The sequence below is a fragment of the Pseudomonas sp. LBUM1662 genome, from assembly GCF_059695915.1.
In genome coordinates this window covers 6,620,735-6,643,626 of record NZ_CP166793.1, presented here as the reverse complement: position 1 = coordinate 6,643,626, position 22,892 = coordinate 6,620,735, and the positions used below count along the sequence as shown (strand labels likewise).

The following is a 22,892-nucleotide window of genomic DNA, read 5'->3' as shown; positions in this document are numbered from 1 at the left end:
GAGGACGTAACATTCAACATCATCGTTGACTGATACACCGCTTTCGCGAGCAAGCCCGCTCCCACAAGGGGTTTCGCACTTTAACCGATCAGCGTTGCGCTGCGGGTACGCCTTGTGGCTCGGCTTCAGCCTTTGGAGCCACGGCCGGCGGATTGGCTGGCCAGGCTTTCAGGTCCAGGTCCAGGTCCGGGAACTTGCTCGAATCGAACACCGGCGTCTTGATCCCGGCAGCACGCTGGTCGTCGTAGTCACGCAGGATGCGCATGCCGACCTTGAACAGCAGGAACAGCGCGATCAGGTTCACGAACGCGAGCATCGTCATGGTGATGTCGGCGAAGGCGAACACCGTGCCGAGGTTTTCGATCGCACCCCAGAAGATCAACACCAAAACCAGCGCGCGATAGCCGATCAGCGCCTTGCGGTTTTCACCGATCAGGAAGCGCAGGTTGCTCTCGCCCAGGTAGTAGTTGTAGAGGATCGAGGTGAACACGAACAACGACAGGGCCACGGAGATGAAGCTACGGCCCCAGTCACCAACCACGGCGGCGAGCGAGTTCTGGGTCAGGGCAATGCCGTCGCCTTCGAAGCCCGGGGTGTAGAAGCCCGACAGCAGAATCAGCAACGCGGTGCAGGTGCAGATCACGAAGGTGTCGAGGAACACGCTGAACGCCTGAACCACACCTTGTGCCACCGGGTGCTCGACCGACGCGACCGCAGCCACGTTTGGCGCACTGCCCAGGCCCGCTTCGTTGGCGAACACACCACGCTTCACGCCCATGACAATCGCGCTGCCGATCAGGCCACCAAAGGCTTGATCCAGACCGAAGGCGCTTTTGACGATGGTCATCAACATCGCCGGAACGTGGTCGAATTGCAGCACGATCACATAGATGGTCACGCCGATGTACACCAGGGTTTTGACCGGCACCAGCAGGTCAGCGACCTTGGCGATGCGTTTGATACCACCGACGAACACCAGGCCCAGCAACACCGCCAGGGCCAGGCCTGTGTAGGTGGTGTCGAGGCCGAACGCGTTGTTCAGCGAGTGAGTCACGGCGTGGGATTGCAGGCCGTTGAAGGCAAACCCGAAGGTCACCAGCAACAGGAACGCCATAATCATCCCCAGCCAGCGTTTCTGCAGGCCGTGCTGGATGTAATAGGACGGGCCGCCACGGTAAGTGCCGTCGGAATCGCAGCGCTTGTAGAGCTGGCCGAGGGAACACTCGAAGAAGCTGCTGGACATGCCGACCAGTGCGGTCACCCACATCCAGAACACCGCGCCTGGGCCACCCAGGGTCACGGCGATACCGACACCGGCGATGTTGCCCGCGCCGACGCGGCCGGCGAGGCTGAGCATCAGGGCCTGGAACGAACTGAGTTGCCCGGCGCTGCTTTTCAGGCTGTCGCGGAACACCGCGAACATGTGGAAGAAGTGGCGCAATTGAACGAAACGCGAGCGGATCGTGAAGTAGCTACCGAGCCCGACAATGAGCACGATCAGTACTTTCCCTGAGAGGAAGTCGTTAATGACTTCGAGCATGGATTATTCCTCGCTGTTTTTTGTTTAGGCAAATGTTGGGCAGGCAGAAACATCGCGTTACACCGGTGTGCACGTGGCACAACAGTGAGGCGAGTGTTCGTCCCGGGCCCATATCGCAGGTTTGTTATTAGTTCGGGTTTCGCATGGGTTTGGGCCTCGTTACCGACGACCGCTCACGCGAAGAGGGGCGGCACTATACCTAGGAGAGTGCCGTCCGTCTGCACGGTTGTGGTGCAAGCGATATAACGAAGCCTTTGAAACACCTGACTTTTTTGAGCCAGGTTATGTGGGAACTGCTTTTCTGTGGGAGCGAGTTCGCTCCCACATTTCTCAGCCTCCAGACATTCATTTGCTGCCAAACAGTTAAAAAAAAGGGCTTGGAGAGTGATCTCCAAGCCCTCAAAAGGTGAGAGGTGTCTAGTCCCTCGACCTGGTGAGCGGTGCTACAAGTAACGCGTCGGTTCAGGCTTTAAGCGGAACCAGGCGCGGAGCAATCATGTTTTCCGGGCGCAGGATGTCGGCGAGCATTTCGTCGTCGAGCAAACCTTCTTCGCGCACCAGTTCCAGCACGCCGCGGCCGCTTTCGAGGGCGATACGGGCGATGCGGGTGGCGTTTTCATAGCCGATGTACGGGTTCAGCGCGGTGACCAGACCGATCGAGTGCTCGACCAGTTCGCGGCAGCGCTCTTCGTTGGCGGTGATGCCGACGATGCAGTGCTCGCGCAGCATGTCCATGGCGCGTTGCAGCAGACGGATCGAGTCGAAGATCTTGAAGGCGATCAGCGGCTCCATCACGTTCAGTTGCAACTGGCCGCCTTCGGCCGCGATGGTCAGGGCCAGGTCGTTGCCGATGATCTGGAACGCTACCTGGTTAACGGCTTCCGGGATTACCGGGTTGACCTTGCCTGGCATGATCGAGCTGCCTGGCTGACGCGCTGGCAGGTTGATTTCGTTGATGCCGGTGCGTGGGCCGCTGGACAGCAGGCGCAGGTCGTTGCAGATCTTCGACAGCTTGACCGCGGTGCGCTTGAGCATGCCGGAGAACAGCACGAAGGCGCCCATGTCGGAGGTGGCTTCGATCAGGTCGGCGGCCGGAACCAGCGGCTGACCGCTGATCAGTGCCAGACGCTGAACGGCCAGGTGCTGGTAACGCGGGTCGGCGTTGATGCCGGTGCCGATCGCGGTGCCGCCCAGGTTCACTTCGGTCAGCAGTTCAGGTGCCAGTGTTTTCAGGCGCGCCAGGTCTTCGCTCAACGTAGTGGCGAAGGCGCGGAATTCTTGACCCAGGGTCATCGGCACGGCGTCTTGCAGCTGGGTACGGCCCATCTTCAGGACGTGGCTGAACTCGACACCCTTGGCCGCGAACGACTGGATCAGGCTGTCGAGGCTGGCCAGCAACGCGTCGTGACCCAGCAGCAGACCCAGACGGATCGCGGTCGGGTAGGCGTCGTTGGTCGACTGCGCCATGTTCACGTCGTTGTTCGGGTGCAGGTATTGGTATTCGCCCTTCTGGTGACCCATGGCCTCCAGCGCGATGTTGGCGATGACTTCGTTGGCATTCATGTTGGTCGAAGTGCCAGCGCCGCCTTGAATCATGTCCACCACGAACTCTTCGTGGAAATCGCCGCGGATCAGACGGGCACAGGCTTCGCTGATGGCAGCGTGCTTGGCTTCGCTCAGGTGACCCAGCTCGCGGTTGGCGTCAGCGGCGGCCTGTTTGACCATCGCCAGACCGACCACCAGCTTCGGGTAATGCGAAATCGGAACGCCGGAGAGACGGAAGTTATTCACCGCTCGCAGGGTCTGGATGCCGTAATACGCTTGAGCAGGTACTTCGAGTACGCCAAGCAGGTCTTTTTCTGTGCGGAAAGATGCAGCGGAGGACATGATAGAAATCATCTCGATAAGGACCCGGTCTGTGCCGGAACGCTGCAAATGCTAGGCTTGTGGAGAATTTTCGGCCAATGCTGTTAAACACTAGCCTATGCACATTCGGCATAATGCCCATGTGACGCCGTGTCTGCGGCGAGCGTGTGACCTAAATTGGTGCGTGTCCGGGAGGACGTGATGAATCTGGAAAGTAAATGGCTCGAGGACTTCAGCGCCCTGGCCGCCACCCGCAGCTTCTCCCAGGCTGCGGAACGACGCTTCGTGACTCAGCCCGCATTCAGCCGCCGAATCCGCAGCCTTGAAGCCGCGCTGGGGCTGACGCTGGTCAATCGCTCGCGCACGCCCGTCGAACTGACGGCGGCGGGGCAGTTGTTCCTGGTGACTGCGCGGACCGTGGTCGAACAGCTCGGCGAAGTGCTGCGCCACCTTCATCATCTGGAAGGCGGGCAGGGCGAAGTGATGCAAGTGGCTGCCGCTCACTCATTGGCGTTGGGCTTTTTTCCGCGCTGGATCGCGCAGTTGCGCAATGAAGGCCTGAACATTGCCACGCGGTTGGTGGCAACTAACGTCGGCGACGCGGTGCATGCGCTGCGCGAAGGCGGTTGCGATTTGATGCTGGCGTTCTATGACCCGGACGCGGCGTTGCAGATGGACCCGGAAATCTTCCCGTCGCTGCACCTCGGCGACACCGAGATGCTGCCGGTGTGCGCCGCAGATGCTGACGGCAAGCCGCTGTTCGATCTGGAAGGCGAAGGCAGTGTGCCGCTGCTGGCCTACAGCGCCGGTGCATTTCTCGGGCGTTCGGTGAACATGTTGCTGCGCCAGCGTGCGCTGCGCTTCACCACCATCTATGAGACCGCCATGGCCGACAGCCTGAAAAGCATGGCGCTGGAGGGATTGGGGATTGCCTGGGTGCCGCAACTCAGCGTGCGCGCCGAACTGGCTCGCGGTGAACTGGTCGTCTGCGGCGGCCCGCAATGGCATGTCCCCCTGGAGATTCGTTTGTATCGCTGCGCGCTAGTGCGCAAGGCGAATGTGCGGTTGTTGTGGCGCAAACTTGAGGGCGGCGCCGCGCAAGGCACAACCGGTTCCTGAGACTTGCGAATATCTAATGTGGGAGCGGGCTTGCTCGCGAATGCGGTGTGTCAGTCGACATCAATGTTGCCTGACACACCGCATTCGCGAGCAAGCCCGCTCCCACAGGGGGATTTGAGTTGTATTTGACTGACTCTTAAGTCAATAAAACCGGCACTTTGCGCCGTATGACAGATGGTCGTTTCGGGGGCTGTTTATCTGCTTCATTGAGGTATACTGCGCGGCCTTCGGCCGGTTCGTCCGGCCATTTTTCGTACAATCAAGCCACGCATTTTGCGTGGCTTGTTGTTTTTTGACGCGCCTGCGGGCGCCCAGAGAGAAGAGGCACGACGATGAGTGCACTGGTTGGCGTGATCATGGGCTCCAAGTCCGATTGGTCCACCCTTAGCCACACCGCCGATATGCTGGAAAAGCTCGGCATCCCTTACGAGGTGAAAGTGGTCTCTGCCCACCGCACCCCGGACCTGCTGTTCCAGTACGCCGAAGAGGCCGAGGCGCGTGGCATCGAGGTGATCATCGCCGGTGCCGGTGGCGCGGCCCACTTGCCTGGCATGTGTGCGGCCAAGACCCACCTGCCGGTGCTGGGCGTTCCGGTGCAGTCGTCGATGCTCTCGGGCGTCGACTCGCTGCTCTCGATCGTGCAGATGCCAGCGGGCATCCCGGTTGCCACCCTGGCCATCGGCAAGGCCGGCGCGATCAACGCCGCCCTGCTGTCGGCGAGTATCCTCGGCGCCAAGCACCCGCAGTTCCACGCCGTGCTGAAAAAATTCCGTGCTGAGCAGACAGACAGCGTCCTGGAAAATCCAGACCCACGCATCGCCTGAGGTTGTTGACGATGAAGATCGGTGTAATCGGTGGCGGCCAGTTGGGTCGCATGTTGGCGTTGGCGGGCACTCCGCTGGGCATGAACTTCGCTTTCCTGGACCCGGCGCCGGATGCTTGCGCAGCCGCGTTGGGCGAACACCTGCGGGCCGATTACGGCGATCAGGATCACCTGCGCCAGCTGGCCGATGAAGTCGATCTGGTGACCTTCGAGTTCGAAAGCGTCCCGGCTGAAACCGTGGCGTTCCTGTCGCAATTCGTCCCGGTCTACCCGAGTGCCGAAGCCCTGCGCATCGCCCGTGATCGCTGGTTCGAGAAGAGCATGTTCAAGGACCTGGGGATTCCCACCCCTGCGTTCGCCGACATTCAATCGCAAGCCGATCTGGACGCCGCTGTCGCTTCCATCGGTCTGCCCGCCGTGCTGAAAACCCGCACCTTGGGTTACGACGGCAAGGGCCAGAAAGTCCTGCGCACTCCGGAAGACGTGGTCGGCACCTTCGCCGGACTGGGCAGCGTGGCCTGCCTGCTGGAAGGCTTCGTGCCGTTCACCGGTGAAGTGTCGTTGATCGCCGTGCGCGCTCGCGATGGTGAAACGAAGTTCTATCCGCTGGTGCACAACACCCATGACAGCGGCATCCTCAAGCTGTCCGTGGCCAGCACCGACCACCCCCTGCAGGCTTTGGCCGAAGACTACTCCAGCCGTGTGCTCAAACAGCTGGAATACGTCGGCGTGATGGCGTTCGAGTTCTTTGAAGTCGACGGTGGCCTCAAGGCCAACGAAATCGCCCCGCGCGTGCACAACTCCGGGCACTGGACCACCGAAGGCGCCGAATGCAGCCAGTTCGAAAACCATCTGCGGGCCGTTGCCGGTTTGCCGCTGGGCTCGACGGCCAAGGTCGGCGAGAGCGCGATGCTCAACTTCATCGGTAAAGTGCCGGACACCGAGAAAGTCCTGGCCATCGCCGATTGCCATCTGCACCACTATGGCAAGGCGTTCAAGGTCGGCCGCAAGGTCGGTCACGCCAACCTGCGTTGCGCAAACCGCGAAACGCTGGCCGCGCAGATCCTCAAGGTCGAAGCGCTCATCGCCGAGTAAACAGTTTCATGTGGCTGCGGCGGAACCATTCAGGGACCGCCGTTCTCTCATGGCAGGATGCGAAAGTCTGACTAGGCTTTCGCATAGCCACTTACTCAGAGGGAAATGTCATGGGAATTATCGGAACCATCTTTATCGGCTTGATCGTCGGCCTGCTGGCCCGGTTCCTGAAACCGGGTGATGACAGCATGGGCTGGATCATGACCATCCTGCTCGGTATCGGCGGTTCGCTGGCGGCCACTTACGGCGGCCAGGCTCTGGGCATCTATCACGCGGGCGAAGGTGCAGGCTTCATTGGTGCGCTGGTCGGCGCGGTGGTGTTGCTGGTGATCTACGGCTTGATCAGAAAGAACTGATTCAAGCGACGAAGTCCTCTCCGCGCCGCACGCGGGGAGGGCTAGAATGCTCGGCGTTGCACAGACCTCTCCTTTGCCGAGCACCTTCATGCGCCGTCTTCTGCTGACTTTTCTTCTACTGGGTACGGGCCTTGCCCACGCCGGCGAACTGCCGGAAACCGACTGGCTCGAACTGATGCCCAAGTCGGACCAGAAAGCCCTCGAGGCCATGCCCGAAATCGACCACAACTCCCCCGAAGGCGATGGCACCTTTACTGAAAAAGGTGGCATGAAGCAAAGCAAGGGCTTGCCGGCGGTGATGTATTCGACCAAAACCGTGCCGTCGATGAACGACAAGAACATCCGCATCGGCGGTTATCCGGTGCCGCTGGAGTCTGACGCCAAGGGCCGCAGCACGCTGTTCTTCCTCGTGCCGTACCCGGGCGCCTGCATCCATGTGCCGCCACCGCCACCGAATCAGTTGGTGCTGGTACGTTATCCGAAAGGCTTGAAGCTGGATGACATCTACACGCCGCTGTGGGTGACGGGCACGTTGAAGATCGAGAAGGTCAACAATGATTTGGCTGACGCGGCGTATGCGCTGGATGCGGCGAAGGTGCGGGTGGTGCAGGAGTCGGATCTGTAGCCACAGCAAAAAAGATCGCAGCCTCGTTTAACTCGACAGCTCCTACAAGGACCGGGGTAGGAGCTGTCAAGTGAAACGAGGCTGCGATCTTTTGATCTTAAAGGGGTTTGCTGGCAATGCTCACACCGAGGGTATGGCTCGCACCCGGCGCCAGTGTCACCACATCATCCATCACATTCGCCGTCTCGATGCACAGCATCTTCTGCCAGCCATCGTCGGCCATGTCGCTGAACGCTGCGGCACGATCAATCCACGGGTTCCAGATCACCGCTGAGCGCGAACCGCTGCTGGTCAGCTCGATACGCCGTTCCCAGGCCGGGTCGACAATGCTCAGCGTTGCCGGAGCATTGAGGTAAATGCGGTCGGTTTCGCCAGTGAAACGCAAATCGCCGCTCTGAGTGACGGTTTTCCAGTCATCCAGCGTCTCGATGTAACTCAGGCCATCCAGCCCTTCGACATGCACATTGCGCACATCACTGACGGCGAAGTAACTGTGCAGCGCCTGGCTGAGGGTGACTTTATCAGTGCCCTGGTTGTGACTGGTCAGGCTGATGTGCAGTTGCTCATCCAGACGGATGCTCAACTTCAGACCCACCTGATGCGGCCAGCCGGGGAAGCCACCTTCGGGGTAGGGTAGGACGAATTCCACCATCAGGCTCTCGCCCTCGGTTTCGATACCGCCCAATTCCCAATCCATCGCCCGGACAAAACCGTGGGCGGTCGGCGGTTCATTGCTGACACGCATCGCCTGGACGCTCTGCGGGTTGCGCGGGAAATTGCCGAACCACGGCCAGCACACCGGCACGCCGGCCCGGATGCTCTTGCCGGTCTTGAACACGGCCTCGTCGTTCAGCCAGATCAGCGGCGGTTGCCCGGCCAATTGATAACTGAGGATGTGCGCGCCTTGCTGGGCCACCAGCAATTCGGCCTGGCCGTGGCGGATGCGCCAGCAGTTCAGTTCATCCAGTTTCACGGCTTCAACGTTGGGCGTGCTCATGGGGCAACTCTCGATCAGGAACAATGACTGCAATGGACCGCAGAAAGCTTGCAGTGTTTAACGCGCGCGCGGAGGAACCGAACGCGTACGGCCGCTGCCATCGATCGCGACAAACACAAATACGGCTTCAGTCACTTTACGCCACTCGCTGGACAGCGGATCGTCGCTCCAGACTTCGACCATCATCTGAATCGAGCTGCGGCCGATTTCCAGCGCCTGGGTATAGAAGGAGAGCTGAGCGCCCACCGCCACCGGAACCAGGAACGCCATGCGATCAATCGCCACGGTCGCTACGCGTCCGCCAGCTACTTTGCTGGCCATTGCGGTGCCGGCCAGGTCCATCTGTGCCACCAGCCAGCCGCCGAAGATATCGCCGAAGCCGTTGGTTTCACGCGGAAGCGCGGTGATTTGCAGGGCCAGGTCGCCTTGCGGGATTGGATCTTCTTGTTCGAGCTCTATCATGCCGGGGGTGCCTCTGACCCGTGACTCATCGTAGGTGTAGCGGGTGAATAGCCGTCTCAAGGAAAAACGATTCAGCCCGAACATACTACGTTCGTCACGTTTTTCGTAAGGCGCCTAAAGGGAAACTCTGCGAAAGCGACTGAACCACGCAATTACCTTGCCTGACAGCCAGCGCGTTTTCGCACAGCAACCCCTTACAAATGCCGCAATGCAGCGAGTATATCGGTCGGTAGACTCCGAGACGACCGTCCGGTTCTCATTTTGACCGTCAAATACGCACCTCTATGTGCTTTTTCGAACAATTTGCTATCGTGCCGGACCTGCCCAAGCCTCAGCCAGCGTTGTTGGGGTTGCAGATCCGACTATAAGAGAAGCCCTTGCCATGACCACAGCGCCCTCTAGCATCGCGCAGCCGACCCAGCCCGCGCGCCCGTTAACCCGTAGCGACTACAAGACTTTATCGCTGTCTGCCCTGGGCGGCGCGCTGGAGTTCTACGACTTCATCATCTTCGTGTTCTTCGCCACGGTGGTGGGCAAACTGTTCTTCCCGGCGGACATGCCCGAGTGGCTGCGCCTGATGCAGACGTTTGGCATCTTCGCCGCCGGCTACCTTGCTCGCCCGCTGGGTGGCATTGTCATGGCGCATTTCGGTGACCTGCTGGGCCGCAAGAAGATGTTCACCCTGAGCATTTTCATGATGGCGGTGCCGACCCTGATCATGGGCCTGCTGCCGACCTATGCGCAGATCGGCATGTGGGCGCCGATCCTGTTGCTGCTGATGCGGGTGATTCAAGGCGCGGCGATTGGCGGTGAAGTGCCTGGCGCGTGGGTATTCGTTTCCGAACACGTGCCCGCGCGTCACATCGGTTATGCCTGCGGCACCCTGACGAGCGGTCTGACGGCTGGCATCCTCCTGGGTTCACTGGTCGCTACCGCGATCAACAGCATTTACACCCCACTGGAAGTGTCCGATTACGCTTGGCGGATCCCGTTCCTGCTGGGCGGCGTGTTCGGCCTGTTCTCGGTCTATCTGCGCCGCTGGTTGCACGAAACCCCTGTGTTCGCCGAGCTGCAACAGCGCAAGGCCCTGGCCGAAGAAGTGCCGCTGCGTGCCGTGTTGCGCGACCATCGCGGTGCGATCCTGATTTCCATGCTGCTGACCTGGCTGCTGTCCGCCGGCATCATCGTGGTCATTCTGATGACCCCGACCGTGCTGCAGACCGTTTACCACTTCTCGCCGACCACGGCGCTGCAGGCCAACAGCCTGGCAATTGTGTTTCTGAGCTTTGGTTGCGTGGCTTCCGGTGCTTTAGCTGACCGCTTTGGCGCTGGGCGGGTGTTCGTGTTCGGCAGTGCCGCGCTGTTGCTCAGCTCGTGGACTTTCTATCACAGTCTGTTCAATCACCCGGACTGGCTGTTCCCGATGTACGCCCTGACCGGCTTGTTGGTCGGCACCATCGGCGCGGTGCCGTACGTGATGGTCAAGGCCTTCCCGGCGGTGGTGCGCTTTAGCGGGTTGTCGTTCTCCTACAACCTGGCCTACGCCATTTTCGGTGGTCTGACCCCGATGGTTGTCACCTTGCTGCTCAAGGAAAGCCCGATGGGGCCGGCGTATTACGTGGCGATCATTTGCGGAGTCGGGATTCTGGTGGGTGCTTATCTCTGGAAGAAGGGGCGTTAAGACTGACGCCTTCGCGGGCAAGCCTCGCTCCTACGATCGCATAGACCTGTAGGAGCGAGGCTTGCCCGCGAAGAACGATGACGCGGTATCCCTTCAAAACATCGAATGCTGGCCTTTCATCCAATTGTCATATTTCAGCCATAGAGTGTTCACACGGCCTGCTGATACTTGGCCCCGACTTAACACACCCTATCTGCTAGGAGTAAGGCATGAAACTGAAGCGTTTGATGGCGGCAATGACTTTTGTCGCTGCTGGCGTTGCGACTGCCAACGCGGTTGCCGCTGTTGACCCTGCTATCCCGAGCTACACCAAGACCACTGGTGTGTCGGGCAACCTGTCCAGCGTCGGCTCCGATACTCTGGCCAACCTCATGACCCTGTGGGCTGAGAACTACAAAAAAGAATACCCGAACGTCAACATCCAGATTCAGGCCGCTGGCTCCGCCACTGCGCCACCTGCGCTGACCGAAGGCACCTCTAACCTGGGCCCGATGAGCCGCAAGATGAAGGACACCGAACTGGCTGCCTTCGAGCAGAAGTACGGCTACAAGCCAACCGCAATCCCGGTTGCCGTGGATGCCCTGGCTGTCTTCGTTCACAAAGACAACCCGATCCAGCACCTGACCATGGAACAAGTCGACGCGATCTTCTCGTCCACTCGTCTGTGCGGCGCTAAAGCCGACGTGAAAACCTGGGGCGACCTGGGTGTGACCGGCGACCTGGCCAACAAGCCGGTTCAGCTGTTCGGTCGTAACTCGGTATCCGGCACCTACGGCTACTTCAAAGAAGAAGCCCTGTGCAAAGGCGACTACAAGCCAAACGTCAACGAACAACCAGGTTCGGCCTCGGTCGTGCAGTCGATCAGCTCCTCGCTGAACGGCATCGGTTATTCGGGCATCGGCTACAAGACCGCTAGCGTGAAGACTGTTGCACTCGCCAAGAAAGGCAGCACTGACTTCATCGAAGACACCGAAGAAAATGCCCTGAACGGCAAATACCCGCTGTCGCGTTTCCTCTACGTCTACGTCAACAAAGCCCCGAACAAGCCTCTGGCCCCGCTGGAAGCCGAGTTCGTGAAACTGGTTCTGTCCAAACAGGGCCAGGAAGTTGTAGTGAAAGACGGCTACATCCCACTGCCGGCCAAGGTTGCTGCAAAAGCACTGGCTGACCTGGGTCTGCAGGAAGGCGGCGCTGAAGTCGCAAAAAAGTAAAACCCTGAGTCCGGATCAAACCCGGACTCTGTAGGAGCTGTGTAGGAGCTGTCGAGTGAAACGAGGCTGCGATCTTTTGATCTGGCTTTTTAAACTGCAAGGTCAAAAGATCGCAGCCTCGTTTCACTCGACAGCTCCTACAGGGCTTTCTACGCCCCCCCAATTTTCTGTCCTCTGCCAGATAACACCGGCGGCGGATTTGTTGCGTCACTGCATTGTCATCTTTCTGTCATACAGGATCGCTAGGGTGTGCGCATGAATGATCTGGCCAATTCCACCATGACTACTAATCCCCCCAAGCGAATTGATTTCAATACGCCTGAGCTGCAACGCAAGCGCCGCATCCGCGCGCTCAAGGATCGACTGACCCGCTGGTACGTCCTCGTGGGCGGCCTCGCCGTTCTCGGCGCGATCACGCTGATCTTCTTCTTCCTCGCCTACGTCGTCGCGCCACTGTTCCAGGGTGCCGACCTGACCGCCAAGGACGCCATCACGCCCGCCTGGATGCAAGACGCCGGCAAGCCGTTGATGATCTCCCTGGAAGAGCAGAACCAGGTCGCCATGCGGGTTTCCGACAAAGGGCAGGCGCTGTTCTTTGATATCGACAGTGGCGCCGAACTCAAGCGCGTCGATCTGCCGATCCCGGCTGGCACCACGGTCACCTCCATCGGTGAAGACCAGCCCGGTCACCCATTGGTGGCGGTCGGCTTGTCCAACGGCCAGGCGCTGGTGTTCCGTCACACCTATAAAGTCAGCTACCCGGATGGCAAGAAAACCATCTCACCCGCCATCGAATACCCGTATGGCGAAACCCCGATTGCGCTGAACGAGGCGGGCGGTGCGCTGGAACACGTCAGCCTCAACGCCACCGACACCACCCTGATGCTGGTCGGCTCCACCGGTTCGCAACTCAATGTGCTCTCGCTCACCAGCGAAGAAAACATGATGACCGGCGAAGTCACCAACGAGCAGAAGCGTATCGATCTGCCGCAGATGACCGAGCCGGTGAAGAACATCTTCGTCGACCCGCGTCAGCAATGGCTGTACGTGATCAATGGGCGCGCCCAGGCCGACGTGTTCAGCCTGCGCGACAAGAGCCTCAACGGTCGCTACAAACTGCTTGAAAACGGCGAAGCCGAAATCACTGCCAGTACTCAATTGGTGGGTGGTATCTCGCTGATCCTCGGCGATTCCAAAGGTGGCCTGGCCCAGTGGTTCATGGCCCGTGACCCGGATGGCGAGTTGCGCCTGAAACAGATCCGCACCTTCCAGATGGGCACCACGCCGATCGTTGAAATCACCGCCGAAGAGCGTCGCAAAGGCTTCATCGCCCTCGACGCCTCTGGCAAGCTCGGCGTGTTCCACAGCACCGCTCACCGCACCTTGCTGGTGGATCAGGTGGTCGACGGCCAGGGCATCTTCGGTCTGTCGCCACGGGCCAACCGTGTGATCGTCGAAGCGGGCGGCAAGATTCAACCGCTGCTGCTCGACAACCCGCACCCGGAAGTGTCGTGGAGCGCGTTGTGGAGCAAGGTCTGGTACGAGAACTACGACGAGCCTAAATACGTCTGGCAATCGACCGCCGCCAACACTGACTTCGAACCCAAGCTGAGCCTGTCGCCACTGACCTTCGGTACATTGAAAGCCGCGTTCTACGCCATGCTGCTGGCAGCGCCTCTGGCCGTTGCCGCCGCAATCTACACCGCGTACTTCATGGCCCCGGGCATGCGCCGCAAGGTCAAACCGGTGATCGAGCTGATGGAAGCGATGCCGACGGTGATCCTCGGCTTCTTCGCTGGCCTGTTCCTCGCACCTTATGTCGAAGGGCATTTGCCGGGCATCTTCAGCCTGCTCATGCTGCTGCCGATCGGCATTCTGGTCGCGGGTTTCACCTTCAGCCGCTTGCCTGAATCGATCCGCCTGAAAGTGCCGGAAGGCTGGGAAAGCGCGATCCTGATCCCGGTGATTCTGTTCGTGGGTTGGCTCTCGCTGTACATGAGCCCGTACATGGAAACCTGGTTCTTCGGCGGCGACATGCGCATGTGGATCTCCCACGACCTGGGCATCACCTACGACCAGCGCAACGCACTGGTGGTCGGTTTGGCCATGGGCTTCGCGGTGATCCCGAACATCTACTCCATCGCCGAAGACGCCGTGTTCAGCGTGCCTCGCGGCCTGACCCTCGGTTCCCTGGCCCTCGGTGCCACGCCTTGGCAGACCATGACTCGCGTGGTGATCCTCACCGCCAGCCCGGGCATCTTCTCGGCACTGATGATCGGCATGGGCCGCGCGGTCGGTGAAACCATGATCGTGCTGATGGCCACCGGTAACACCCCGGTCATGGAAATGAACCTGTTCGAAGGTCTGCGCACGCTGGCCGCCAACGTCGCGGTGGAAATGCCGGAGTCGGAAGTCGGCGGCAGCCACTACCGCGTGCTGTTCCTCTCGGCGCTGGTGCTGCTGCTGTTCACCTTCGTCATGAACACCCTCGCGGAACTGATTCGTCAGCGTCTGCGCAAGAAATACTCGTCGCTTTAAGAAAGGTAGAAGTCTGTGAAACAGAACTCCCTGAAAGGATGGTTCAAGAGCGGCGCCCCCGGCGTCTGGATCAGCGGTGGCGCGGTGTCCATCGCGGTCATCATGACCATTGGCTTGCTGGCAGTGATTGCCGTGCGCGGTCTGGGTCACTTCTGGCCGGCCGACCTGGTGCACGCCAGTTATGACGTGCCGGGCCAGGCCAACCACCTCGTCATCGGCGAAGTGGTGCAGAAAGAAGAAGTGCCACGCGAGCGCCTGAAAAGCGCTGGCCTGCCGGTGCCCGATCAGGGCCCGGAGTTCATGACCCGCGAGCTGATCAAGGTCGGCAACCGTGATCTGAACGGCAACGACTTCACCTGGATCGTCGGCGAGTGGCTGACTAACCAGAAGACTCCGCCGGAACTCATGACCATCGAGCGTCGCGAGTGGGGCAACTTCTACGGCTACCTGGTCAACGTCAAGCAGGATGGCAAAGTCGTCGCTGAAGGCGAAGCCGCATGGCCTGAGTTGCAGGCCCGTGTCACTCGCGTCAATCAGCTCGCGGCACAGCTCAAGACCCTGGAAAAAGTCGACATCGGCGCAATCAACTCCGGTCTCGAACGTGTGCGTCTGCACGGTCGCAAACTGGAACTGGCCGGCCAGCTCGACGCCGCCGCGCAAGCGGACATGGAATCCGAGCGTGCCGAACTCAATGCCCGTTATCAGGACATCGAAGCACGCCTGAACGACCTGCATGCCCAGTTCAACCGCGACAGCCTGACGGCCCGCGATGCGAACGGCAAAGAGATCGAAATCGGCATCGGCAAAGTGGTTCACGCCTATCAGCCGAACGCCATGGGCACGTTCACCAAGATCGGCTTCTACTTCAGCAAGGTCTGGGAATTCCTCAGCGATGACCCGCGTGAAGCGAACACCGAGGGCGGGATCTTCCCGGCGATTTTCGGCACCGTGATGATGACCCTGATCATGGCGATGATCGTGACGCCGTTCGGTGTACTGGCGGCGGTTTACCTGCGTGAATACGCCAAGCAGAACGCGCTGACCCGGATTATCCGCATTGCGGTGAACAACCTGGCGGGTGTTCCGGCGATTGTTTACGGCGTGTTCGGTCTGGGCTTCTTCGTTTATGTACTCGGCGGCTCGGTTGACCGCTTGTTCTTCCCTGAAGCGTTGCCGGCGCCGACCTTCGGTACGCCGGGCCTGCTCTGGGCGTCCCTGACCCTGGCGCTGCTGGCGGTTCCGGTGGTGATCGTGGCCACCGAAGAAGGCCTGGCGCGGATTCCTCGCACCGTGCGTGAAGGCTCGTTGGCCCTCGGCGCGACCAAGGCCGAAACCTTGTGGAAGATCGTGCTGCCGATGGCCAGCCCGGCCATGATGACCGGCATGATCCTCGCCGTGGCGCGTGCCGCCGGTGAAGTGGCGCCGCTGATGCTGGTGGGTGTGGTGAAACTGGCGCCGTCGCTGCCACTGGACGGCAACTACCCGTACCTTCACCTGGACCAGAAGATCATGCACCTGGGCTTCCACATCTATGACGTCGGCTTCCAGAGCCCGAACGTCGAAGCCGCGCGGCCGCTGGTGTACGCCACGGCGCTGCTGCTGGTGCTGGTGATCGCCACGTTGAACCTGTCGGCCGTTTATATCCGTAATCACCTGCGCGAAAAATACAAAGCGCTGGATAGCTAATCACCGCCGCTCCCAGTAGGAGCCAGGCTTGTCGGCGAAGGCGATTTCAAGGACGCCTTCGCCGGCAAGCCTGGCTCCTACAGAACGGCAACACCGCTGGCCCATTCTGTGAGGCCAGCGGCAACCGAACCGAATTTGTCAGCACAGGGAGCCTCCCATGCAGCACGAAGCACATACCCACGGCATCAACATGTCTGCCCTGGGCCGCGACAAACAGAGCCTGAGTCTCGAACAGGAAACCGTGGCCATTGAAGTGCCGGGCCTGAGCCTGTTCTACGGCGACAAACAAGCGCTGTTCGACGTCAGCATGAACATCCCGAAACAGCGCGTGACCGCCTTCATCGGCCCGTCCGGCTGCGGCAAGTCCACGCTGCTGCGCACCTTCAACCGCATGAACGACCTGGTCGACGGCTGCCGCGTAGAAGGTGAAATCAACCTGTACGGCAACAACATCTACCGCAAGGGCGAAGACGTGGCCGAGCTGCGTCGTCGCGTCGGCATGGTGTTCCAGAAGCCGAACCCGTTCCCGAAAACCATCTACGAAAACGTGGTCTACGGCCTGCGCATTCAGGGTATCAACAAGAAGCGCATCCTCGACGAAGCGGTCGAGTGGGCATTGAAAGGTGCGGCGCTGTGGGACGAAGTCAAAGACCGTCTGCACGAGTCGGCACTCGGCCTGTCCGGTGGTCAGCAGCAACGTCTGGTGATCGCGCGCACCATCGCCGTAGAGCCGGAAGTGCTGCTACTCGATGAGCCGTGCTCGGCACTCGACCCGATTTCGACGTTGAAAGTCGAAGAGCTGATCTACGAATTGAAATCGAAGTTCACCATCGTCATCGTGACCCACAACATGCAACAGGCCGCGCGGGTTTCCGACTACACGGCGTTCATGTACATGGGCAAACTGGTGGAATTCGGCGACACCGACACTCTGTTCACCAATCCGGCCAAGAAGCAGACCGAAGACTACATCACCGGTCGTTACGGCTAGGAAGCTGTAGTTGCTCACTGAACTGACGCTGCGGTCCACCGCACCTTACCGGACGCTCCAAGGACGCCAACATGATTAGTAAAGAAGGCCTTACCCATCACATCTCCGCGCAGTTCAACGCTGAGCTGGAGGAAGTTCGCAGCCACCTCCTGGCCATGGGCGGTCTGGTGGAAAAGCAGGTCAATGACGCGGTGACCGCGCTGATCGAGGCCGACTCCGGCCTGGCCCAGCAGGTTCGCGAGATCGACGACCAGATCAACCAGATGGAACGCAACATCGACGAAGAATGCCTGCGCATTCTGGCCCGCCGTCAGCCGGCCGCGTCTGACTTGCGGCTGATCATCAGCATCTCCAAATCGGTGATCGACCTGGAACGCATCGGTGACGAAGCGACCAAGATCGCCCGCCGCGCCATTCAGCTGTGTGAAGAAGGCGAGGCCCCGCGCGGTTACGTCGAGGTTCGCCACATCGGCGACCAGGTGCGCAACATGGTCCGTGACGCCCTGGACGCCTTTGCGCGCTTCGACGCCGACCTGGCGTTGTCGGTGGCCCAGTACGACAAGATCATCGACCGCGAATACAAGACCGCGCTGCGCGAGTTGGCGACCTACATGATGGAAGACCCGCGCTCTATCTCGCGGGTCTTGAGCATTATCTGGGTGCTGCGTTCGCTGGAGCGCATCGGCGACCACGCGCGCAATATCTCGGAGCTGGTGATTTACCTGGTGCGTGGCACGGACGTGCGGCACCTGGGCCTCAAGCGCATGAAAGAAGAAGTTGAAGGCACAAGTGGCGAAACCGCTAATGTTCCGGGCAAAGCTGACGATAAGTAAGACTGCCCAAGAAAAACGCCCGGTCCTTTGGCCGGGCGTTTTTTTGTGTGGTTTTCGACTTCAACAGCAGCACCCGCGAACGAAAAGTCCCGGCGTGACTGAAGGTTTTTGGCAATGTGCCATCAGCAAAACGGTATGCTTGCCGGGATTTTTTCGAGGGGTGATGGATGAGCAAGATCAGTGTGTTGGTGGTGGACGATGCGGCGTTCATTCGTGACCTGGTAAAGAAGTGCCTGCGTAACTACTTCCCGGGTATCCGGACCGAAGATGCCATCAACGGCAAAAAGGCCCAGGCCATGCTGGCCAAGGAAGCGTTCGACCTGGTGCTGTGCGACTGGGAAATGCCGGAAATGTCTGGCCTGGAACTGCTGACCTGGTGCCGCGAGCAGGACAACCTCAAGACCATGCCCTTCGTGATGGTGACCAGCCGTGGCGACAAGGAGAACGTGGTCCAGGCGATTCAGGCCGGCGTTTCCGGCTACGTCAGCAAGCCCTTCACCAACGAACAACTGCTGACCAAGGTCAAGCAGGCGCTGAACAAGGTCGGCAAGCTGGACGCCTTGATGAACGGTGCACCGACCAAAATGAACTCGGCCTTCGGCAACGATTCCCTGAGTGCATTGACTGGCGGCAAGGCTGCCGTAGTCGCGGCTCCAACACCGGCGGCGGCACCGTCGCGCGGTTTGCTCAACAGTCCACCGGTCAAGGCACCGGTCGCTGCTTCCGCGCCGGCCAGCGGTCGGGGTCAAGGCCAATTGCGTTTGCCGAGCGGCATTCAGCAATGCGTGATCAAAGCCTTGAGCATCAAGGAAGCGCTGCTGGTGGTGAAACGCACCGACACGCTGCCGCAAGTGCTCGACAGCGCCGTTCTCGACCTGGAGCAGGGCGACAACGCCGAAGTCGCTCGCCTCAATGGCTACCTGCACGCCATCGTCGCGTTTGAGCCGAAGCCTGACAGCGACTGGCTGCAACTGACCTTCCGCTTTGTGGATCAGGATGCGCAGAAGCTCGACTACATTTCGCGCCTGATTGCTCGTGGTACGGCGCAGAAGCACTTCGTTCCAGGCGCGTAACCTTCGTCGCCTGACAGTCCGTCTTCGCGGGCAAGCCTCGCTCCTACAGATCACACCGACCTGTAGGAGCGAGGCTTGCCCGCGAAGGGGTCCTCGAATTCACCGCACGTCTCCTTCGCTGCCCATTTTGAAACATCTGCCGACTACCCGGGTCCATTGCACCTGCTAGGCTCCTCCCCAGGCCTTACTCGACAGACTCTTGCCCATGCTCGCGCGCCTGCTGTTTTTCTGTGGTCTTTTCATGGCCTCCACCTCGGCTGTGGCCATGACGATCTACAAGTCCAAAGACGCCAATGGCGTGGTCTCCTACAGCGACCGCCCCACGAAAGGCTCCCAGGTGTTCGTTTTTCGAGATCGCATGGTCGAGCACCTTGAGCGCCAGGTGTACCTCGATATCAAGAAGCAGAAGGGCATGGACATGGTGTTCGTGCGCAACGACCTGTATGCCCCGGTCGAGATCGAGCTGAGTTTTGCCGGGCTGCAGAATGTCAGCGGCGCGCCGAGCCGGCCGATCCGCCGGGTCATGCCTGCGCGCAGCAACATTCGTCTGGCGCTGCTCACGGCGACGAAAGCTGGAAGGCCGCTCGCGTACACCCCAAGGTTCGAATATTCCCTGGGCGACCCGTCAGGGGCCGCCATGGCCTATCGGTATCCGCTGCCCTGGCGTGGCGGGCCGTTTCGCTTGAGTCAGGGCAACAACGGCCAGTACAGCCATTTCGGCGCGAAGAACCGTTACGCCATGGACATCGCCATGCCCGAAGGCACGCCGATCATTGCGGCACGTGGCGGGGTGGTGGTGAAAACCGAGAATGCCCAGACCGGGCGCGGCACCGACCCATCGGGCAATTTCGTGCGGGTGCTGCACGATGACGGAACCATGGGCGTGTACCTGCACCTCAAGCAAGGTTCGGTCAGCGTTCGCGAGGGTCAACGGGTAGCGGTGGGGAGTGCGCTGGCACTGTCGGGCAATACCGGCAACAGCAGCGGGCCGCATCTGCACTTCGTGGTGCAGCGCAATACGGGGTTGGGGCTGGTGTCGATTCCGTATCAGTTCAATCAACCGGTGGGCAGCCTGCCGAACTTTGCGCTCGGCAAGCAGTGATGTGTTGTCTGGTCTGACGCCTTCGCGGGCAAGCCTCGCTCCTACGGGATGAGTCATTCCTGTAGGAGCGAGGCTTGCCCGCGAAAGGGGCGACACCGGACTGAATCAATCCAGCATCAACACCTTGGCCAGAATGATCTTCGGCCCTTTCATCTTCTTGATGATGATCCGCAAGCCTTCGACTTCCAGCACTTCTTCCTCTTCCGGCACCCGTTTCAGGGTTTCGTAGATCAGCCCGGCGAGGGTTTCGGCTTCGATGTGGTCCAGGTCGATGCCCAACAGGCGTTCAACCTTGAACAGCGGCGTATCGCCCCGTACCAGCAGCTTGCCCGGCTGGTAAGCGAGGATGCCGCGCTCAGCCTTGCGGTGTTCGTCCTGAATGTCGCCGACCAGCACCTCAAGCACGTCTTCCATGGTCAGGTAGCCGATGATGTTGCCATCGGCTTCTTCGACGAGGGCGAAGTGCGAACCACCTTTGCGGAACTGCTCCAGCAACTGCGACAGCGGCATGTGCCGCGACACGCGCTCCAGCGGACGGGTCAGTTCGGCGAGGTTGAACGACTCGGGAATGTGGTCCAGGGCCGCCAATTCGAGCAGCAGGTCCTTGATGTGCAGCAGGCCGACGAACTCCTGGCTGTCGCTGTCGTACACCGGGTAACGGCTGAATTTGTGGCGACGGAACATCGCCAGGATTTCCTTCAGCGGCGCATTGAACTCCAGCGTCACCAGGTCTTCCCGGGAGTTGGCCCAGTCGACCACTTCCAGCTCGCCCATTTCCACGGCGGAAGCCAACACACGCATGCCTTGGTCGCTCGGGTCCTGGCCACGGCTGGAGTGCAGGATCAGTTTCAGTTCTTCACGGCTGTAATGATGCTCGTGATGCGGGCCGGGTTCACCCTGGCCGGCGATCCGCAGGATCGTGTTGGCGCTGGCGTTGAGCAGGTAAATCGCCGGGTACATGGCCCAGTAGAACAGGTACAGCGGCACCGCGGTCCAGAGCGACAGCAGCTCGGGTTTGCGAATGGCCCAGGATTTCGGCGCCAGCTCACCGACCACGATGTGCAGGTACGAGATGACGAAGAACGCGGCGAAGAACGACACGCCTTTGACCACTTCGGGCGACTGCACGCCGACGGCTTCCAGCAGCGGTTCGAGGATGTGCGCGAACGCCGGTTCACCGACCCAGCCGAGGCCCAGGGAGGCGAGGGTGATACCCAATTGGCACGCCGAGAGGTAAGCATCGAGCTGACTGTGAACGGTGCGCAGGATGTGTCCGCGCCAGCCGTTTTTTTCAGCGATGGCCTCGACCCGGGTCGAGCGCAATTTGACCATGGCGAATTCCGCCGCAACGAAAAAGCCGTTGAGCAAAACCAGGATCAGAGCAAAAAGAATCATGCCGAAATCGGCGAAGAGTGTCGCGAGGGTCAAGCCAGGGGAAGGGTCCATGATGGAGTTTTGCGGGTTCCGTGTATTCGAATAGGGGTCAATGCGGTGCCTGAAGGGCAGGCACAAGTCAGCCAATGTAGCGGCTGACTAAGTGATTGCCTAGTGGCGAGTGCTGGCCGGTATCAATCGGCGGTGCTGATGACCCGGGTTTTGGTGACTTGAGCGGGCGCGAAATGGCAGGTGAACGTGCTGCCATGCCCCGGCACACTGCTGATTTCCATCCGTGCACGGTGGCGCAGCAGCACGTGCTTGACGATCGCCAGGCCGAGGCCGGTGCCACCGGTGTTGGAGTTGCGGCTGGAATCGACGCGGTAGAACCGTTCGGTCAGGCGCGGCAGGTGTTTGCTGTCGATGCCGATCCCGGAATCTTGCACGCTCAGGTGTGCGCCTTGCTCATCGCCCCACCAGCGAATGCGGATATTGCCTTCGGCCGGGGTGTATTTCACCGCGTTGAACACCAGGTTGGAAAATGCGCTGCGCAGCTCCGCCTCGCTGCCCTTGAGCAGAATCGTCGGGTCGGCTTCCAGGGTGATGCGCTGGTTTTTCTGGCCGGACAACTGTTGGGCATCCCCCTTGATCGATTGCAGCAGGCCGTCGATGGCCACGGGCTGATTGTCCGAGGGGTAATCGGTGGCTTCCAGTTTGGCCAGCAACAGCAAATCGTTGAGCAGGGTCTGCATGCGCCCGCCTTGCTGCTGCATTTGCTGCAAGGCACGGGTCCAGCGCGGGTTCACTTCCTCGACGTTGTCGAGCAGGGTTTCCAGGTAGCCGCAGATCACCGTCAGCGGTGTGCGCAACTCATGGGAGACGTTGGCAATGAAGTCTTTGCGCATCTGTTCCAGCTGATGGATGCGCGTCACGTCGCGCACCAGCATCAGGTGTTCGTTGTTGCCGTAGCGAGTGATGTACAGCTGAATGCGCAGGCGATCGTTGATCGGCGAGGGGATTTCCAGGGGCTCGGCGTAGCTGTCCTGCTCGAAATATTCCTTGAAGCGCGGATGGCGCACCAGGTTGGTCACCGGTTGGCCGCTGTCTTGCGGGGTCTTGAGGCCGAGCAAGGTTTCGGCGGCGCGGTTCCACCATTCAAGGTTGCCGTCGCTGTCGAGCATGATGACGGCATCTTTCAGGGCGGCAGTGGATTCCTGGACCCGATCGATCACTGCTTGCAGGCGTCCGCGCACGCGTTGGTCGCGACGTTGCAGGTGGTAGATGCTGTCGAACACTTCGCCCCACAGGCCATAGCCGTCGGGTGGTGCTTCGTCGGGTTTGTGCAGTCGCAACCACTCGTGCAGCCGCAGCAATTGCTTGAGGGTCCAGGCCAGGTAAAGGCCCAGGCCCGCGGCGAGGCTCCAGCCGTAGTAGCCGGTAATCAGGCCGATCACCAGACAGCCGGTCACCAGCAACAACATGTGGCGAATCAGGGTGCCATGCCAGTTCTGGTTCAATTG

Annotated in this window: 19 protein-coding genes; 13 read left to right on the top strand and 6 right to left on the bottom strand. The window is 60.3% G+C overall.

Annotation, left to right across the window (positions count from 1 at the left end; all coding sequences use genetic code 11):
• Positions 1–88: 88 nt before the first annotated feature.
• Together ACA049_RS30335 and aspA are read right to left on the bottom strand one after the other, a co-directional pair.
• The gene (locus ACA049_RS30335) at positions 89–1,540 is read right to left on the bottom strand and encodes an alanine/glycine:cation symporter family protein (protein ID WP_497332010.1); all 1,452 of its coding nucleotides are present in this window, start codon (positions 1,538–1,540) and stop codon (positions 89–91) included.
• A gap of 462 nt (positions 1,541–2,002) precedes the next feature.
• Positions 2,003–3,427, bottom strand: coding sequence for an aspartate ammonia-lyase (gene aspA / locus ACA049_RS30330; protein WP_497332008.1), 1,425 nt, complete (start codon positions 3,425–3,427; stop codon positions 2,003–2,005).
• 180 nt (positions 3,428–3,607) lie between these two features.
• Between aspA and ACA049_RS30325 the strand changes: the two genes are divergently transcribed.
• From ACA049_RS30325 to ACA049_RS30305, 5 genes are all read left to right on the top strand, one after another.
• Positions 3,608–4,525 carry a LysR substrate-binding domain-containing protein gene (locus ACA049_RS30325; RefSeq protein WP_109626815.1) on the top strand — a complete coding sequence of 306 codons (918 nt, stop codon included), beginning with the start codon at positions 3,608–3,610 and terminating at the stop codon, positions 4,523–4,525.
• 332 nt (positions 4,526–4,857) lie between these two features.
• The gene (gene purE, locus ACA049_RS30320; protein WP_008150032.1) at positions 4,858–5,349 is read left to right on the top strand and encodes a 5-(carboxyamino)imidazole ribonucleotide mutase; all 492 of its coding nucleotides are present in this window, start codon (positions 4,858–4,860) and stop codon (positions 5,347–5,349) included.
• Positions 5,350–5,360: 11 nt separating this feature from the next.
• Positions 5,361–6,443, top strand: coding sequence for a 5-(carboxyamino)imidazole ribonucleotide synthase (locus ACA049_RS30315; RefSeq protein ID WP_497332006.1), 1,083 nt, complete (start codon positions 5,361–5,363; stop codon positions 6,441–6,443).
• Positions 6,444–6,553: 110 nt separating this feature from the next.
• Positions 6,554–6,799: a GlsB/YeaQ/YmgE family stress response membrane protein gene (locus tag ACA049_RS30310; RefSeq protein ID WP_010465333.1), complete on the top strand. Its 246-nt coding sequence runs from the start codon at positions 6,554–6,556 to the stop codon at positions 6,797–6,799.
• A gap of 88 nt (positions 6,800–6,887) precedes the next feature.
• On the top strand, positions 6,888–7,424 hold the full coding sequence (locus tag ACA049_RS30305) for a DUF3299 domain-containing protein (protein WP_497332004.1): 537 nt from the start codon (positions 6,888–6,890) through the stop codon (positions 7,422–7,424).
• A 97-nt stretch (positions 7,425–7,521) separates the two neighbouring features.
• Here the strand turns inward: ACA049_RS30305 and ACA049_RS30300 are convergent, their stop codons facing one another.
• Positions 7,522–8,421: a D-hexose-6-phosphate mutarotase gene (locus tag ACA049_RS30300; RefSeq protein WP_497332002.1), complete on the bottom strand. Its 900-nt coding sequence runs from the start codon at positions 8,419–8,421 to the stop codon at positions 7,522–7,524.
• Between the two features lie 57 nt (positions 8,422–8,478).
• Positions 8,479–8,883, bottom strand: coding sequence for an acyl-CoA thioesterase (locus tag ACA049_RS30295; RefSeq protein ID WP_007896491.1), 405 nt, complete (start codon positions 8,881–8,883; stop codon positions 8,479–8,481).
• 382 nt (positions 8,884–9,265) lie between these two features.
• On the opposite strand from ACA049_RS30295, the gene ACA049_RS30290 reads away from it, so the two are divergent.
• The 8 genes from ACA049_RS30290 (at position 9,266) to ACA049_RS30255 (ending at position 19,998) form a co-directional block, all read left to right on the top strand.
• Positions 9,266–10,564 carry an MFS transporter gene (locus ACA049_RS30290; RefSeq protein ID WP_497332000.1) on the top strand — a complete coding sequence of 433 codons (1,299 nt, stop codon included), beginning with the start codon at positions 9,266–9,268 and terminating at the stop codon, positions 10,562–10,564.
• A gap of 209 nt (positions 10,565–10,773) precedes the next feature.
• Positions 10,774–11,775 carry a phosphate ABC transporter substrate-binding protein PstS gene (locus ACA049_RS30285; RefSeq protein ID WP_438659685.1) on the top strand — a complete coding sequence of 334 codons (1,002 nt, stop codon included), beginning with the start codon at positions 10,774–10,776 and terminating at the stop codon, positions 11,773–11,775.
• A 504-nt stretch (positions 11,776–12,279) separates the two neighbouring features.
• Positions 12,280–14,313 (top strand): ABC transporter permease subunit, encoded by a 2,034-nt coding sequence (locus ACA049_RS30280; RefSeq protein WP_497337017.1) that lies wholly within the window; start codon positions 12,280–12,282, stop codon positions 14,311–14,313.
• Between the two features lie 15 nt (positions 14,314–14,328).
• Positions 14,329–15,999: a phosphate ABC transporter permease PstA gene (pstA, locus tag ACA049_RS30275; RefSeq protein WP_497331998.1), complete on the top strand. Its 1,671-nt coding sequence runs from the start codon at positions 14,329–14,331 to the stop codon at positions 15,997–15,999.
• Positions 16,000–16,156: 157 nt separating this feature from the next.
• Complete coding sequence (pstB, locus tag ACA049_RS30270; protein WP_129439902.1) at positions 16,157–16,990, top strand: phosphate ABC transporter ATP-binding protein PstB; 834 nt, start codon at positions 16,157–16,159, stop codon at positions 16,988–16,990.
• 71 nt (positions 16,991–17,061) lie between these two features.
• Positions 17,062–17,823, top strand: a complete 762-nt coding sequence (gene phoU, locus ACA049_RS30265; RefSeq protein WP_008150055.1) for a phosphate signaling complex protein PhoU — start codon at positions 17,062–17,064, stop codon at positions 17,821–17,823.
• A 167-nt stretch (positions 17,824–17,990) separates the two neighbouring features.
• Complete coding sequence (locus ACA049_RS30260; RefSeq protein WP_497331996.1) at positions 17,991–18,896, top strand: response regulator; 906 nt, start codon at positions 17,991–17,993, stop codon at positions 18,894–18,896.
• Positions 18,897–19,101: 205 nt separating this feature from the next.
• Positions 19,102–19,998: a peptidoglycan DD-metalloendopeptidase family protein gene (locus tag ACA049_RS30255; protein ID WP_497331994.1), complete on the top strand. Its 897-nt coding sequence runs from the start codon at positions 19,102–19,104 to the stop codon at positions 19,996–19,998.
• Positions 19,999–20,103: 105 nt separating this feature from the next.
• On the opposite strand, the gene ACA049_RS30250 is transcribed toward ACA049_RS30255, so the two are convergent.
• Both ACA049_RS30250 and phoR read right to left on the bottom strand, forming a co-directional pair.
• Complete coding sequence (locus tag ACA049_RS30250) at positions 20,104–21,444, bottom strand: hemolysin family protein (protein ID WP_497331992.1); 1,341 nt, start codon at positions 21,442–21,444, stop codon at positions 20,104–20,106.
• A gap of 122 nt (positions 21,445–21,566) precedes the next feature.
• Positions 21,567–22,853 (bottom strand): phosphate regulon sensor histidine kinase PhoR, encoded by a 1,287-nt coding sequence (phoR, locus tag ACA049_RS30245; RefSeq protein ID WP_497337015.1) that lies wholly within the window; start codon positions 22,851–22,853, stop codon positions 21,567–21,569.
• Between the last annotated feature and the right edge of the window lie 39 nt (positions 22,854–22,892).

Excerpts from the sequence above, each read along its gene's own strand:
- ACA049_RS30335 (WP_497332010.1), bottom strand. The coding sequence starts at position 1,540 with ATGCTCGAAGTCATTAACGACTTCCTCTCAGGGAAAGTACTGATCGTG.
- aspA (WP_497332008.1), bottom strand. The coding sequence starts at position 3,427 with ATGTCCTCCGCTGCATCTTTCCGCACAGAAAAAGACCTGCTTGGCGTA.
- ACA049_RS30325 (WP_109626815.1), top strand. The coding sequence starts at position 3,608 with ATGAATCTGGAAAGTAAATGGCTCGAGGACTTCAGCGCCCTGGCCGCC.
- purE (WP_008150032.1), top strand. The coding sequence starts at position 4,858 with ATGAGTGCACTGGTTGGCGTGATCATGGGCTCCAAGTCCGATTGGTCC.
- ACA049_RS30315 (WP_497332006.1), top strand. The coding sequence starts at position 5,361 with ATGAAGATCGGTGTAATCGGTGGCGGCCAGTTGGGTCGCATGTTGGCG.
- ACA049_RS30310 (WP_010465333.1), top strand. The coding sequence starts at position 6,554 with ATGGGAATTATCGGAACCATCTTTATCGGCTTGATCGTCGGCCTGCTG.
- ACA049_RS30305 (WP_497332004.1), top strand. The coding sequence starts at position 6,888 with ATGCGCCGTCTTCTGCTGACTTTTCTTCTACTGGGTACGGGCCTTGCC.
- ACA049_RS30300 (WP_497332002.1), bottom strand. The coding sequence starts at position 8,421 with ATGAGCACGCCCAACGTTGAAGCCGTGAAACTGGATGAACTGAACTGC.
- ACA049_RS30295 (WP_007896491.1), bottom strand. The coding sequence starts at position 8,883 with ATGATAGAGCTCGAACAAGAAGATCCAATCCCGCAAGGCGACCTGGCC.
- ACA049_RS30290 (WP_497332000.1), top strand. The coding sequence starts at position 9,266 with ATGACCACAGCGCCCTCTAGCATCGCGCAGCCGACCCAGCCCGCGCGC.
- ACA049_RS30285 (WP_438659685.1), top strand. The coding sequence starts at position 10,774 with ATGAAACTGAAGCGTTTGATGGCGGCAATGACTTTTGTCGCTGCTGGC.
- ACA049_RS30280 (WP_497337017.1), top strand. The coding sequence starts at position 12,280 with ATGCAAGACGCCGGCAAGCCGTTGATGATCTCCCTGGAAGAGCAGAAC.
- pstB (WP_129439902.1), top strand. The coding sequence starts at position 16,157 with ATGCAGCACGAAGCACATACCCACGGCATCAACATGTCTGCCCTGGGC.
- phoU (WP_008150055.1), top strand. The coding sequence starts at position 17,062 with ATGATTAGTAAAGAAGGCCTTACCCATCACATCTCCGCGCAGTTCAAC.
- ACA049_RS30260 (WP_497331996.1), top strand. The coding sequence starts at position 17,991 with ATGAGCAAGATCAGTGTGTTGGTGGTGGACGATGCGGCGTTCATTCGT.
- ACA049_RS30255 (WP_497331994.1), top strand. The coding sequence starts at position 19,102 with ATGCTCGCGCGCCTGCTGTTTTTCTGTGGTCTTTTCATGGCCTCCACC.
- ACA049_RS30250 (WP_497331992.1), bottom strand. The coding sequence starts at position 21,444 with ATGGACCCTTCCCCTGGCTTGACCCTCGCGACACTCTTCGCCGATTTC.
- phoR (WP_497337015.1), bottom strand. The coding sequence starts at position 22,853 with ATGTTGTTGCTGGTGACCGGCTGTCTGGTGATCGGCCTGATTACCGGC.